Below are 12,437 nucleotides of genomic sequence, written 5' to 3' on the forward strand. Positions count from 1 at the left end.
GGGTGGGCTGAATCAGTACCGGTACGTGCCGAATCCGACGGGGTGGGTGGATCCGTTAGGGTTGACGTCCAACTGTCCGCCGCCGAACAAGCCGGGTTGTTCGGTGCCTGGTGATGTCAGTGGCGTCAAGGTTCATGAAGGTGAGCCAGCGCTGCCGAAGATGACGGCGCAGGAGCGGCGGGCGAGGATTGATGCGTTAGCTGAGGAAAATGCTTATAGGCGTCTACATGACATGGAGGATCCAACGAATGGAGAGCATTTTCTGGAAAAACACGGTGCCCAAACTACCTTGAACTCTCAATTTGAACGAGTGACCTCAGCTAAAAATCCGACGACAGGAATCGTGGAGGTTTATAGCAGTGGGAAAAAGAAAGGGCAGCCTATGATCCCATCGGCGGCCACGCATTTTTTGAGTCATAGAGATCAGTTAAATGCTATTTATAGAGCACAGCTGATTCTTCGATACACAAACCTACAAATATCGAAGAGGCCGATTGATATGGGGAAGGTGATTGGTGAGGGATACAAGAAAGGAAGCCTTGATTATGGAAGGCAAACGAAGGCGGTAGTTATTCTTGATGCAAGTGGGCGTGTAAAGACAGCATATACGGATTTTGATTGATGAAAGTTTCTTATGAGATTGTCGATATAAAAAATCTGCTTTTTGTTTTTGATATAGAGAATGTAAGAAATGACGAGAGGGAGAGGGCTATAGTTTCCAGAAATGTAAATAATGATGAAGAGCTAACTGAGTTGTTTGATGTTCTTTTGAAACCTGAATTTTTGGACTATACCCCTCGCGAACAGGCTTCTCTAACAGACACCATCGCTCATTTTTTAAAAGAGGGTGACAGTTTTGATCGTGTGTTTGGGCGAATGACGACGTATTTTGACGACGATATTTTGGATCAGCGCCGATTTATGCAGGTTCTGCTGAAGTGTTTGGTCAGATATCAGCTTGAAAAAATCAAGGGGTGAAATACTGAATGATTGAGGTCATTGAGGGGAGATGGTCATTCAACGACTTTAAGCGGTGGGGTCGCGGCGAATCGAACGCAGAACTATTTGGTGATCAGTACAGTGAAGATCCCGATGCTGTGGATCTAAATATTATAGGCGAGTGTGGAGACGCAGGGTTACTGGAATTGATCTCAAATCCAAACTGCAGAGAGCGCTTGTACTTTGCAGAGCTTTTGGTGCTTAGTCTTTGCGATGTTTTTCGGTCAGGGCAAGATTTGCCCTTTCAGTTTTCGAGATTTCTCGGAATTGAAAATCGTGAGGAATATTTCGAGAGCGTGATGAGTGTGGCGGAGCAGGTTTATAAAAAGTGTGAGGTGATTAATGCTATGAGTAGTTCGAATGATCCAGCCATAAAATCGTTTTATAAGCAGATAATGGATTTTCGTCATGATAAGACTAGCCTTGAGGGTGAGTTCTATCTTAGTTGCAGAGCACGATTCGACCTGAGTTTGTTTGGTGGTCCTCGGCTTTGACGGGATAAGGATGGAGATAATAATGTTCAGGCTGATTGGGCAGCCCCCTTCGCGACCAAGCTTTCTCCCACTGGGATTTGTGTTGTTTGGGGCGTCAGCGTTGGCCAATAACCTGCGGTGTATCAAGGTCAGGAGCCGTAAGACTATCAATCAAATGCACGCTATACCCCGGAACATTCTTCGCATGATGCTTCGCCTGCGAAGCCATTTCCGCCAACTGACTCGCATCCAACTGCGCACACGCTTCGGGATGCAAATGCACCACGCCAATGGACAATGACAGCAACGGAAACTCCTGACGAATGCCCTGGCGGTTCGGCGCAACAAAACACCCAGCCTCCAGATGTTCCGGGCGGTAGAAACGCCGGCATTGGCTCTGGAAATCATCAAGCAATTGGTTCAGCCGTTTGCGCCAATCCTCCGGGCCGAGCACCAACAAGAAATCATCCCCCCCAATATGCCCGACGAAATCGCGGGACGGGTCGACGCGTTCGTTGAGGCATTGCGCCAGACACAGCAGCACCTCATCCCCGCGCCCATACCCATAGATATCGTTAAAGGGTTTGAAGCTGTCGATGTCGACATAACAAATGACCGACTCGCGCCCCTGTTGCAGCAGGCGGGTGAGGCATTGCTGAATCGGCACATTCCCCGGCAACAAAGTCAGCGGATTGGCATAGCGGGCCTGCTGGATCTTCAGTTCGGTAATCAGTTTGAGCACGTCAATCACCCGGCCCAGGCCCAGGTAGCTGCCATTGAGGGTGATGATGAAATCTTCTTCGATGCGTTGCCGGGCGCGGCTGGTGATCAGGCGGCTGACCTGTTGCAGCGACTGGCTCATTTCGACGGCGAGGAAGTCGTCGTTCATCAGGCGGCTGATCGGTTTGCGGGCGAACAGGTCGGTGGCGAACGGTTTGAGCAGCGCATCGGACAGCGAGTGACGATGAACGATGCCGCATGGCTGACCCTGTTCGTCGAGCACCGCCAGTGAGTTCAGGTTGGCCTGACGGCGGAAGGCTTCCAGTACGGTAGCGGTCGGTGTGTCGCGATTCACGGCCGGTTGATCGTTGAGCAGGGCGCTGAGGTCGCTGCCTTCATCGTTCAATGTGACGGCGCTGCTGTCGTGCTTGGGCATCAAGGCGCGGGCATCGCGCGGCGGGTGTTCCTGAGGGCGGCCGAGCAGGTATCCCTGCACCAGATCCACACCCATCTCGGTCAGCACCGCCAGTTCTTCCGGCAATTCGATGCCTTCGGCAATCACCTGCGCCCTTGAGGCCTTGGCGATTTGCAGGATCGATCCGACAAACTCGCGCTTCAACGCGTCCTGATGAATGCCGTCGATAAAGTGCCGGTCGATCTTCACGTAATCCGGCCGCAGCTCCGACCACAGGCGCAGGCTCGAATAACCAGCCCCAAGGTCATCGAGGGCAATCGAAAAACCCATCGCCCGATAGTGATGCAGCGCAGTTTGCAGCAACTGAAAGTCATCGATCGGCGTTTGTTCGGTGAGTTCGATCACCACCTGACTCGGCGGGATACCAAAATCCTGCAGCAGCTGCAGCGTGCGCCCCGGCTGGTGCGCGGCTTCAAGCAGGGATTCGGGAGAGACGTTGAGAAACAGCTTGCCCGGCAACTGCTGTTCGTTGAAACGGCGACAGGCGCTTTGGCGGCAGGCGATTTCCAGTTCGCTCAAGCGTCCGGCCTGGCGGGCCACGGCGAACAGGGCGATGGGGGAGTGCAGCGGGCTGTTGGACGGGCCGCGGGTCAGGGCTTCGTAGCCGAGAATGCGCCGTTCAGAGAGGCAAATGATCGGCTGGAACAGGCTGTGTAATCCGCTTTGAGTCAGGATCGAGCTCAAGGCACTCAGCTGTTCGGTCGTGGTCATGGCAATCTCTGGCGATAAAAAAAGGACTGGGAGCGTTCTCGATGAAGAGAACAGCTCCCAGTCCTTTATTGCACGACAGAATGATGACTGTTTGATGACGATCCGGGGATCGTCAGCATTAAATTGCCATCACCTTACTTCTTTGCGACCTGATTGCTCAGCTTCAGGTAATCCAGCAGCACGCGCCCGGTCTCGCTCAGGTAGGCGTCGTCTTCCGGTTTGACCTTGTCCGGCTCGGCGGCCGCCAGGGCGTCCTCGTCTTCTTTCTTCAGCTCTTTGAGCGGTTCTTCGCCTTTAGCCTTGCGACGGATGTTTTCCATCGCCAGTTGCTTGGCGTCGATGTCGGCGTGCTGGGCACGGCGTTCGGCTTCATTGAGGCTGACGGTTTTTTCTTCCAGCAGCTTCTGCGCCAGGGCCAGCTTGTCACGGATGAACACAAACTCCGCGTCCTTGGCGGAACGGGTGTCATGCTCGGATTTCAGCTGGGCCAGGTACGGCTTGAACGGATCGCTCGCCGGTTTGATCGCCGCGCGGATGGTGTCCCACGGCATGGCTTCCGGCAGGGCGCTTTCGCCGATTTCCTTGGTGTCGATGATCGACGGGTAATCGATGTCCGGCAGTACGCCCTGATGCTGGGTGCTCTGACCGGAAACCCGGTAGAACTTGGCCAGGGTCAGTTTCAGTTCGCCATGGTTCAGCGGCTGGATGGTCTGCACCGTGCCTTTGCCGAAGGTCTGGCCACCGATGATCAGCGCGCGGTGGTAGTCCTGCATGGCGCCAGCGAAGATCTCCGAAGCCGAGGCGGACAGACGGTTGACCAACAGCGCCATCGGGCCTTTGTAGAAGGCGCCCGGGTTTTCATCTTCAAGTACATCGACCCGGCCATCGGCGTTACGCACGAGCACGGTAGGGCCCTTGTCGATGAACAGGCTGGTCAGCTCGGTGGCTTCCTGCAGGGAACCGCCGCCGTTGTTGCGCAGGTCGATGACCACGCCGTCGACTTTCTCTTTCTGCAGTTCGGTCAGCAGCTTCTTGACGTCGCGAGTGGTGCTCTTGTAGTCCGGATCGCCGGCACGAAAGGCCTTGAAGTCGAGGTAGAAGGCCGGAATCTCGATCACGCCGAGCTTGTAGTCTCGGCCGTCCTGTTTCAGGTTCAGCACGGACTTCTTCACGGCCTGGTCTTCGAGCTTCACCGCTTCACGGGTGATCGGCACGATCTTGCTGGTCTGGTCGTTCGGCGCATTGCTCGCCGGGATGACTTCCAGACGCACCACGGTGCCTTTCGGGCCACGGATCAGCTTGACCACTTCATCCAGACGCCAGCCGACCACGTCGACCATCTCTTTGTTGCCCTGGGCAACGCCGATGATCTTGTCGGCCGGAGCAACCTGCTTGGTCTTGTCGGCCGGGCCTGCCGGCACCAGACGCACGACTTTCACCTGGTCGTTGTCGCTCTGCAACACGGCGCCGATACCCTCGAGGGACAGGCTCATGTTGATGTCGAAGTTCTCCGCGTTATCCGGCGACAGATAGTTGGTGTGCGGATCGTAAGACATGGCGAAGGTGTTGATGTACGCCTGGAAGATGTCTTCGGCGCGGGTCTGGTCCAGACGCGCCAGTTGATTCTTGTAGCGCTTGGTCAGGGTTTCCTGGATCTGCTTCGGCTCTTTGCCGGCGATCTTCTGCCGCAGCACCTCGTCCTTGACGCGTTTGCGCCACAGGTCATCGAGTTCGGCGGTGGACTTGAGCCACGGAGCGTCCTTGCGATCGATCAGCAAGGTTTCCTTGGTGGTGAAGTCCATCTTGTCGACGCCTTTGTTCAGCTCGGCAAGGGCGAAGTCCAGACGCGCTTTCACGCGGTCCAGGTAGCGCTTGTAGATGGTGAACCCGGCGTTGAGGTCGCCGCTCTTGAGGAAGTCGTCGAACTGGGTCTTCCACTTGTCGAATTCGGCGATGTCGCTGGCCATGAAGTAGCTGCGCGACGGGTCGAGCAGCTTGATGTAGCTGTCGTAGATGATCACCGAGCGCGCATCGTCGAGCGGCGGCTTGCTGTAGTGGTGACGCTTGAGCAACTCGACGACGTTCAGACTGGCGATCACTTCGTCGCGATCAGGCTGCAACTTGTCCCAGCTGTTGGCTGCGAATGTGGTGCCCGACACCGGCAACAGACCGATACCGATGAAAAGAGCGAGGGCGGTGCTGGGGAGCAGATGCTTCATGCTGATTCGACGCGGGGACAATTGATAACGCATATTAGGCCGTCTTTGAAGTCGCCGGTACCTCTACGCTCTGTACGATAACTGCTGTTCAGCGTTCGTTCAGACCCCAGGGCCGGTCGCATAATGCAAAAAGCCCGGCGCTACAGCTTCGGGCTCAGTCCAGACTCACTATGGAGGCACTGTGAAGGCATTGCAAGGCGTTGAAGGTCAAGTGGCATGGGTTGATGAACCAAGTCCTACATGTGATGTAGGACAAGTTCGCATCCGGGTGGCGGCAGCGGGCCTCAATCGCGCGGATTTATTACAGAAAGCTGGACTTTATCCACCCCCTCCAGGTGCCAGCCAGGTGCTGGGTCTTGAGTGTTCCGGGGTGATCAGCGAGGTCGGCGCAGGCTCGTCCTGGCAGGTCGGTGACCGGGTCTGCGCCTTGCTGGCCGGGGGCGGGATGGCGCAAGAGGTGGTCGTCGACGGAAGGCATGTGCTGCCGGTTCCGGAAGGTGTATCGCTGATCGAGGCCGCTGCGTTGCCCGAGGTGTACGCGACCGTCTGGCTGAATGTGTTTCAACTCGCTGCGCTCAAACCGGGTGAGAAAGTTCTTCTGCACGCCGGAGCCAGTGGTATCGGTTCAGCCGCCATTCAACTGTGCAAGGCTTTCGGCAATCCCTGCTGGGTCAGCGTCGGCTCGGCCGAGCGGCTGGCCTACTGTGAATCGCTGGGGGCCCAGGGCGGGGTGGTTCGCACCGACGATCTGGAAAGCCTGCGGGATTTCGGGCCGTTCGATGTGATTCTGGATCCGGTGGGCGGCAATTATTCGGCTTTGAACCTCAAGTTGATGGCTCAGGACGGCCGCTGGGTGCTGATCGGCCTGATGGGCGGCCGCGAAGCGAAGCTGGATCTGGCCCAGGTGCTGGCCAAACGCGTGCAACTGCTGGGCTCGACCCTGCGCAGCCGTGACGATCAGTTCAAGGCCGATCTGTTCAGCGATCTGAGTCAGCACGTGTGGCCGCTGTTTTCCGAAGGGCGCCTGAAGCCACAACTGGCCAAGGCATTCCCGATCAAGGATGCCGAGGCAGCGTTCGCCGAGCTGGCAAGCAACACGGTGGCGGGGAAGCTGGTGCTGGTGATCGACGAAAGCCTGAGCTGATCGTCGATGCTTGTGGGAGCAGGCTTGCTCCCACAAGACAACCGCTTACTTCCAGAGGTGGATCGGCCAGCCGGACTTCTCGGCCTCTGCAAGCAGCACCGGATCCGGATTGACCACATGCGGGAAATCCACTTTCAGCAGCAGCGGCAGATCATTGCGTGAGTCGGAATAGAAACTCGCGCCCTCAAGGTTTTCCTCTTCGGCATCCAGCCATTCCAGCAAGCGGGTGATTTTGCCTTCGCGGTAGGTCAGGGTGCCCACGGTGTGGCCGCTGTACACGCCATGCGCCACTTCCAGTTCGATCCCCAGCACCTCGTCGATGCCCAGTCGATCGGCAATCGGTTTCACGAGGTGCGTACCCGAGGCCGAGATCACCAGAATCCGGTCGCCGGCCTTGCGGTGGGCGGCGATGGTCTTGGTGGCGTCGCTGAAGATGATCGGTTCGATGAAGTCTTCCACCCACGGTCCGACCAGATGCTCGACTTCTTCCGGGGTGCGCCCGATCAGCGGCTCGAGGCTGAAGTCCATGTAGTCTTCCATGCGCAACTTGCCATGGCTGTAGGCGTCCATCAGCTCGTTGTTCTTGCGCATGAACGACTCGGGATCGACCCAGCCCAGGCGCCCCATCTGCTCGCTCCAGAGGGTGGCGCAGTCGCCGTGGATCAGGGTTTCGTCCAGATCAAAAATTGCCAGGGCCATCAGTTCAGTTCCCTCTTGGGTGTCAGCAAAGTCATCAGGCTACCTCACACAGGGCGGTGGGATCGATGGAAAGTGACAGGCGCTGACCATCGGGATGCAGATCCGCCGCCGAACGGTTGAGCACATCCACCACCAGTTCCACGCCCCGGGCTTCGACGCGGTAGCGGATCACGTTGCCCAGCAGACTGTGGCTGCGGATTTGCGCATCGGGTTCACCGCTGAGGCTGAGTTCAATGGCTTCCGGGCGAATCGCGATGCGATGGTTGATCGGCCGCTGCAACAGCTTCGACGCGCTCTCGGCATCCAGCAGGTTGTAGTTGCCGATGAAGCCGGCGGCGAATACGTCGACCGGCGCGGTGTAGAGAGTTTCGGCATCGCCGCTTTGTACGATCTTTCCCTGATTCATCAGGAAAATCCGGTCAGACATGGTCAGGGCTTCTTCCTGATCGTGTGTGACGAAGATCGTGGTCAGGCCAAGTTCGCGCTGGATCTGACGGATCTGTTCGCGCAGGTGTTTGCGAATTCGCGCATCGAGGGCCGACAGCGGTTCATCCAGCAGCAACAGGCGCGGACGGGTCACCAGCGAACGGGCGAGGGCGACACGCTGACACTGGCCGCCGGACAGCTGATGCGGATAGCGACTGGCGAAATCGTTGAGTTCAACCAGTTTCAACACTTCGGCAACCCGCTTGTGGCTGTCGTCGGCGTTGACCTTTTGCATGCGCAGGCCGAAGGCGACGTTCTGTTCGACGGTCATGTTGGGGAACAGCGCGTAGCTCTGGAACACCATGCCGATCCCGCGCTTCTGCGGGGTGAGCGGCACGATGTCGACGCCATCGAGCAGAATCTTGCCGCCATCCACCGGCGTCAGCCCGGCGATGCAACGCAGCAGGGTGGATTTGCCGCAACCGGACGGACCAAGCAGGGTGACGAATTCACCCTTGTTGATTTCGCAGTTGATGTCGCTGAACACCGTGGTGCCTGCGTAGTTTTTCTGAAGGTGTTGGACGCTGACATAGCTCATTCGCTTTTGTCCTTGTTCAAGATGTTGGCGACCCAGGTCAGGACCAGCACGAAAAAGAAGTAGGAGATCACCAGCGCACTGGTGAAGTGGCCGCTGCTGTTGCGCATGTTGTTCAGATAAACCTGCAGGGTTTCGTAGCGGGTGCCGACCAGGATGTTGGCGAACACGAACTCACCGAACAGGAACGAGAACGACAGCAGCAACGCGACCATCAGGCCCTTGCGCAGGTTCGGCAGCACCACCAGGAAAGCTGCCTGAAAAGTGCTGGCGCCAAGCAGTTGGGCGGCGTCCATCAGGTCGCGCAGGTTGATCGCTTGCAGGTTGTTGGTGATCGCCCGGTACATGAACGGCAGCGCCACGGTGAAGTAGCAACCGATCAGGATCCACGGCGTGCCGACCATCGCGAACGGCCCGGAACCGTAGAGCTGCAACAGGCCCACCGACGACACCACCGGCGGTACGGCGAAGGGCAGCAGGATCAGGATGTTCATCAGCGCATCGAGTTTCGGGAAGTGGTAATGCACCACGAACAGCAGCGGCAGGATCAGCACCACCGACAGGATCAGCGCGCCGACGCACACCAGCAGCGACTGACCGAAGGCGTTCAGAAAACGCGGATCGCTCCACAACTGGATATACCACTTGAAGGTGAAACCGCTGGGCAGGATGGTGGCCGACCAGCTGCTGGCGATCGAGTAGATCAGCGTGCCCACCAAGGGCAGCAGCAAAATGGCGAACAACAGATAGACCACGACGCGGTGGTAGACGCCGGCCGGACCGGATTCAGCGCGAGACATGGTAGCTCCTCTTCAGCAGCAGTTGATGCACGACGGTCACCAGGGTCATCAGCGCCACCAGCACCACGGCCAGGGCACTGGCCAGGTTCGGGTCGAGGGAAATGTCGCCGGAGACCATCGCCGCAATCCGGATCGGCAATACGTTGAAGTTGCCGGTGGTCAGCGCGTAGACCGTGGCGTAGGCGCCAAGGGCGTTGGCCAGCAGGATCACGAAGGTGCCGAGCAGGGCCGGGGTCAGTACCGGCAGGCCAATGTGGCGCCAGAACTGCCAGCCGTCAGCGCCGAGCAGTGCGGCGGATTCGCGCCAGTCTTCACGCAGGGCGTCGAATGCCGGGTACAGCAGCAACACGCCGAGGGGAATCTGGAAGTAGGTGTAGAGAATGATCAACCCGGTTTTCGAGTACAGGTTGAAGTCCTCAATGATCCCGGCCTGCTTCAGCATGATCGTGATGCTGCCGTTGAAGCCGAGCAGGATGATGAACGCAAAGGCCAGGGGCACGCCGGCGAAGTTGCTGGTCATGTTGGCGAAGGCGTTGACGAAGTTGCGCAGCTTCGAATCGACCCGGCGCAGGGAGTAGGCGCCCAGCACCGCGATGATGATCCCGAACACACTCGACCAGAAGCTGATTTCGAGGCTGTACTGGATCGCCTGCAGATAGAACTTCGAACTGAAGATCTTGCTGAAGTTGGCGAAGCCCCAACCGAATTCTTCCGATTGCAGGCTGTTGATCATCACCCAGATCAGCGGGGCGATTTCGAACACGATAAAGAACAGTGCGAAAGGCACCAGGCACAGGGCCGCCAGCCATTTGCCGCGAGTCATTGAGTTCACTTGAGCAACTCCCGGCACACAGGTTTGTCGTGGGGCACGCCGAGCAGTTCGCAGACGGTGCCGCAGATGTCGGTCTGCTTCGGCGTGGCGTCGGTGTTTAAGCTGAAGGCGTCACCGAGTACAAACAACGGCACCTGGCGTTCTTCCGGCAGCAGGCCGTTGTGCGAGCGGTCGTTGTTCATGCCGTGGTCGGCGGTCACCAGCACCTGGCAACCGGCGTCGAGCCAGCCTTGCAGGTAGTCGGCGAGGATGATGTCGGCGCTGCGCGCGGTGTTGCGGTATTGCGGGGTGTCGAGGCCGTGCTTGTGCCCGGCGTCGTCGATGTTCATCGGGTGGATCAGCAGAAAGTCCGGTGCATGGCGCAGGCGCAGGTTTTCGGCGTCGGCGAACAGGTGCGAATCCGGATAGTGATCGTTCCAGTAAAAGTGGCCGTGCTGGATCGGTAGCGTCGGGTCATCGGTATGCCGATCCCGTGCTGCCACGAACGGCGAGCGGTTGTAGAGCTCGCTGACCCAGTGGTACGCCGCAGCGGCGGTTTTCAGACCGGCATCGCGGGCGTAGTGATAGATGCTGCGCTGACTGGACAGGCGCGAGACGTTGTTGTGGACGATGCCGCTGTCGATCGGCGGTACGCCCGTGAGGATGCATTCGTAAAGCGGTCGGGACAGAGCCGGCAACTCGCACTCCAACTGGTAGAGCGCGGCGCGTCCTGCGCCAACGTAAGCCTGCAGATGCCCCATGGCGTGACGCGCAACCTCGTAGTTGAGGCCGTCGAGCACGACAAGGATGACGGTGTGCTTCATAGGGGCAAAAACTCCGCGAAACAATAAAAACGGGAAACTCGAAGTCGACACGGATCCTGTGGGAGCGGGCTTGCCCGCGAAGGCGTCATGTCAATCAACTCATGTGTTGAATGTGAAACTGCCATCGCGGGCAAGCCCGCTCCCACAGGGTTTTGCGTCAGACCCAGTGGGGATCTACCGACTTACTTCATCTCGACGATGACTTCTTCGTTCCACTTCTGCGGCAGGGCCTTGGAGGTTTTTTCCCACGCATCGGCGTCCTTGATCGGGGTGACCTTCTTGTACTGATCGTTCGGCAGCAGCTTGGCTTTCACGTCTTCCGGCAGTTGCAGGTGCTCGGCGCGGATCGGGCGGGCGTTGCCGCGGGCGAGGTTGGTCTGGCCGGCGTCGCTGAAGATGTATTCGCGGGTCAGCTTGGCGGCGTTCGGGTTTTTCGCGTACTTGTTGATGATGGTGGTGTAGCCGGAAATCACCGAACCGTCGGACGGGATCAGCACCACGTAGTCATCCGGATTGGCCATCTTGGCCTTGTAGCTCAGGCCGTTGAAGTCCCAGACCACGCCGACTTCGATCTCGCCTTTTTCCATGGTGGCGATGGTCGGGTTGGCCATCGACAGGCGACCCTGCTTGGCGATGTCTGCGAACAGCAGCAGGGCAGGCTGGAGGTTTTTCTCGTCGCCGCCGTTGGCCAGTGCAGCGGCGAGTACGCCGTTGGCAGCCTGGGCCGCGGTGCTCACGTCACCAATGGAAACCTTGTATTTGCCGGCCTTGAGGTCAGCCCATTTGGTCGGTACTTCGGAACCGTGAAGCAGCTTCTTGTTGACGATGAAGGCGATGGTGCCGGTGTAGGCCAGTGCCCAGTTGCCGTCCTTGTCCTTGGCCCAGTCCGGCACTTGATCCCAGGTGGTCGGCTTGTACGGTTGCACCACGCCTTGCTTGACCGCGATCGGGCCGAAGGCCGCGCCGACGTCGCCGATGTCGGCGGTGGCATTGTCTTTTTCAGCGGCGAACTTGGCGATTTCCTGGGCCGAGCTCATGTCGGTGTCGATGTGTTTCAGGCCGTATTTCTTGGCCAGGTCTTCCCAGGTGCCTTTCCAGTTGGCCCAGTCATCGGGCATGCCGACGCTGTTGACGGCGCCTTCCGCTTTCGCAGCGGCTTCGAGGGTTTTCAGATCATCAGCCGCCATGGCGGCGGTGCACATGGCAATGGTCGAGCCTAACAGTGTTGCCAGGAAAAGCTGTTTCATTCCGAAGCTCCTTGGTCGTGTTCAACGCTGCGATTGCGGTTTGTGTTGGTCTAGGTCAGCAATACCTGAGCCAATGTAGGGGGGCTGGATGACACTTTGATGTCGGCGGATACCTGGCCCGCGTTTTATTTCTCCTGTATCGACGGCTGCCCGCTAAGCGTAGACCACCCGCAAAGTCCCGGTGGGCAAGGGACTTGGCCGATGTATTGCAAGTTGTCAGGGCGACCGTTCGGTAGTTTTGTCATCTCTCGGTCATCTGCACTGCCTAGGCTTGCAACACAACCAAACGGCGCA

The 12,437-nt window shown here is 58.1% G+C and carries 11 protein-coding genes and 1 pseudogene; 4 read left to right on the forward strand and 8 right to left on the reverse strand.

All coding sequences use genetic code 11. From position 1 onward, the window contains the following. The 3 genes and pseudogenes from CAF74_RS27715 to CAF74_RS27725 all read left to right on the forward strand — a co-directional run. Nucleotides 1-622 (forward strand): annotated as a pseudogene (locus CAF74_RS27715) (type IV secretion protein Rhs); the annotation flags it as partial. Beyond that, on the forward strand, nt 622-978 hold the full coding sequence (locus CAF74_RS27720; protein WP_085748476.1) for a hypothetical protein: 357 nt from the start codon (nt 622-624) through the stop codon (nt 976-978). The pseudogene CAF74_RS27715 and the gene CAF74_RS27720, both read left to right, overlap by 1 nt. 8 nt (nt 979-986) lie before the next feature. Beyond that, nucleotides 987-1,493, forward strand: coding sequence for a hypothetical protein (locus CAF74_RS27725; protein WP_085748477.1), 507 nt, complete (start codon nt 987-989; stop codon nt 1,491-1,493). Between the two features lie 94 nt (nt 1,494-1,587). Here CAF74_RS27725 and CAF74_RS27730 read toward each other — a convergent pair whose 3' ends face one another. Further along, entirely contained in the window at nt 1,588-3,378 is a 1,791-nt protein-coding gene (locus tag CAF74_RS27730) for a bifunctional diguanylate cyclase/phosphodiesterase (protein ID WP_085748478.1), read from the reverse strand. Nucleotides 3,379-3,512: 134 nt separating this feature from the next. Then, complete coding sequence (locus CAF74_RS27735; protein ID WP_165369544.1) at nt 3,513-5,597, reverse strand: carboxy terminal-processing peptidase; 2,085 nt, start codon at nt 5,595-5,597, stop codon at nt 3,513-3,515. Between the two features lie 181 nt (nt 5,598-5,778). On the opposite strand from CAF74_RS27735, the gene CAF74_RS27740 reads away from it, so the two are divergent. Then, complete coding sequence (locus CAF74_RS27740) at nt 5,779-6,741, forward strand: zinc-binding dehydrogenase (RefSeq protein ID WP_085748480.1); 963 nt, start codon at nt 5,779-5,781, stop codon at nt 6,739-6,741. Nucleotides 6,742-6,786: 45 nt separating this feature from the next. On the opposite strand, the gene CAF74_RS27745 is transcribed toward CAF74_RS27740, so the two are convergent. The 6 genes from CAF74_RS27745 to CAF74_RS27770 all read right to left on the reverse strand — a co-directional run bounded on the left by CAF74_RS27745 (nt 6,787) and on the right by CAF74_RS27770 (nt 12,143). After that, a complete protein-coding gene (locus CAF74_RS27745) occupies nt 6,787-7,440 on the reverse strand; it encodes an HAD family phosphatase (protein WP_085748481.1) in 654 nt (217 codons plus the stop codon). A 34-nt stretch (nt 7,441-7,474) separates the two neighbouring features. Next, nucleotides 7,475-8,464, reverse strand: coding sequence for an ABC transporter ATP-binding protein (locus tag CAF74_RS27750; protein WP_085748482.1), 990 nt, complete (start codon nt 8,462-8,464; stop codon nt 7,475-7,477). Next, complete coding sequence (locus tag CAF74_RS27755) at nt 8,461-9,261, reverse strand: ABC transporter permease (protein WP_085748483.1); 801 nt, start codon at nt 9,259-9,261, stop codon at nt 8,461-8,463. The genes CAF74_RS27750 and CAF74_RS27755 overlap by 4 nt, the downstream gene beginning before the upstream one ends. Then, nucleotides 9,248-10,084, reverse strand: a complete 837-nt coding sequence (locus tag CAF74_RS27760; protein ID WP_162130491.1) for an ABC transporter permease subunit — start codon at nt 10,082-10,084, stop codon at nt 9,248-9,250. The genes CAF74_RS27755 and CAF74_RS27760 overlap by 14 nt, the downstream gene beginning before the upstream one ends. Nucleotides 10,085-10,089: 5 nt before the next feature. Continuing rightward, entirely contained in the window at nt 10,090-10,896 is an 807-nt protein-coding gene (locus CAF74_RS27765) for an alkaline phosphatase family protein (RefSeq protein WP_085748484.1), read from the reverse strand. 182 nt (nt 10,897-11,078) lie between these two features. Further along, nucleotides 11,079-12,143, reverse strand: a complete 1,065-nt coding sequence (locus CAF74_RS27770; protein WP_085748485.1) for an ABC transporter substrate-binding protein — start codon at nt 12,141-12,143, stop codon at nt 11,079-11,081. Nucleotides 12,144-12,437: the final 294 nt, after the last annotated feature.

The organism is Pseudomonas sp. R45(2017), from assembly GCF_002112305.1.
Taxonomy (GTDB): Bacteria; Pseudomonadota; Gammaproteobacteria; order Pseudomonadales; family Pseudomonadaceae; genus Aquipseudomonas; species Aquipseudomonas paraglycinae.

Coding starts and splice junctions, on each gene's coding strand:
- CAF74_RS27720 (WP_085748476.1), top strand. CDS start 622: ATGAAAGTTTCTTATGAGATTGTCGATATAAAAAATCTGCTTTTTGTT.
- CAF74_RS27725 (WP_085748477.1), top strand. CDS start 987: ATGATTGAGGTCATTGAGGGGAGATGGTCATTCAACGACTTTAAGCGG.
- CAF74_RS27730 (WP_085748478.1), bottom strand. CDS start 3,378: ATGACCACGACCGAACAGCTGAGTGCCTTGAGCTCGATCCTGACTCAA.
- CAF74_RS27735 (WP_165369544.1), bottom strand. CDS start 5,597: ATGAAGCATCTGCTCCCCAGCACCGCCCTCGCTCTTTTCATCGGTATC.
- CAF74_RS27745 (WP_085748481.1), bottom strand. CDS start 7,440: ATGGCCCTGGCAATTTTTGATCTGGACGAAACCCTGATCCACGGCGAC.
- CAF74_RS27750 (WP_085748482.1), bottom strand. CDS start 8,464: ATGAGCTATGTCAGCGTCCAACACCTTCAGAAAAACTACGCAGGCACC.
- CAF74_RS27755 (WP_085748483.1), bottom strand. CDS start 9,261: ATGTCTCGCGCTGAATCCGGTCCGGCCGGCGTCTACCACCGCGTCGTG.
- CAF74_RS27760 (WP_162130491.1), bottom strand. CDS start 10,084: ATGACTCGCGGCAAATGGCTGGCGGCCCTGTGCCTGGTGCCTTTCGCA.
- CAF74_RS27765 (WP_085748484.1), bottom strand. CDS start 10,896: ATGAAGCACACCGTCATCCTTGTCGTGCTCGACGGCCTCAACTACGAG.
- CAF74_RS27770 (WP_085748485.1), bottom strand. CDS start 12,143: ATGAAACAGCTTTTCCTGGCAACACTGTTAGGCTCGACCATTGCCATG.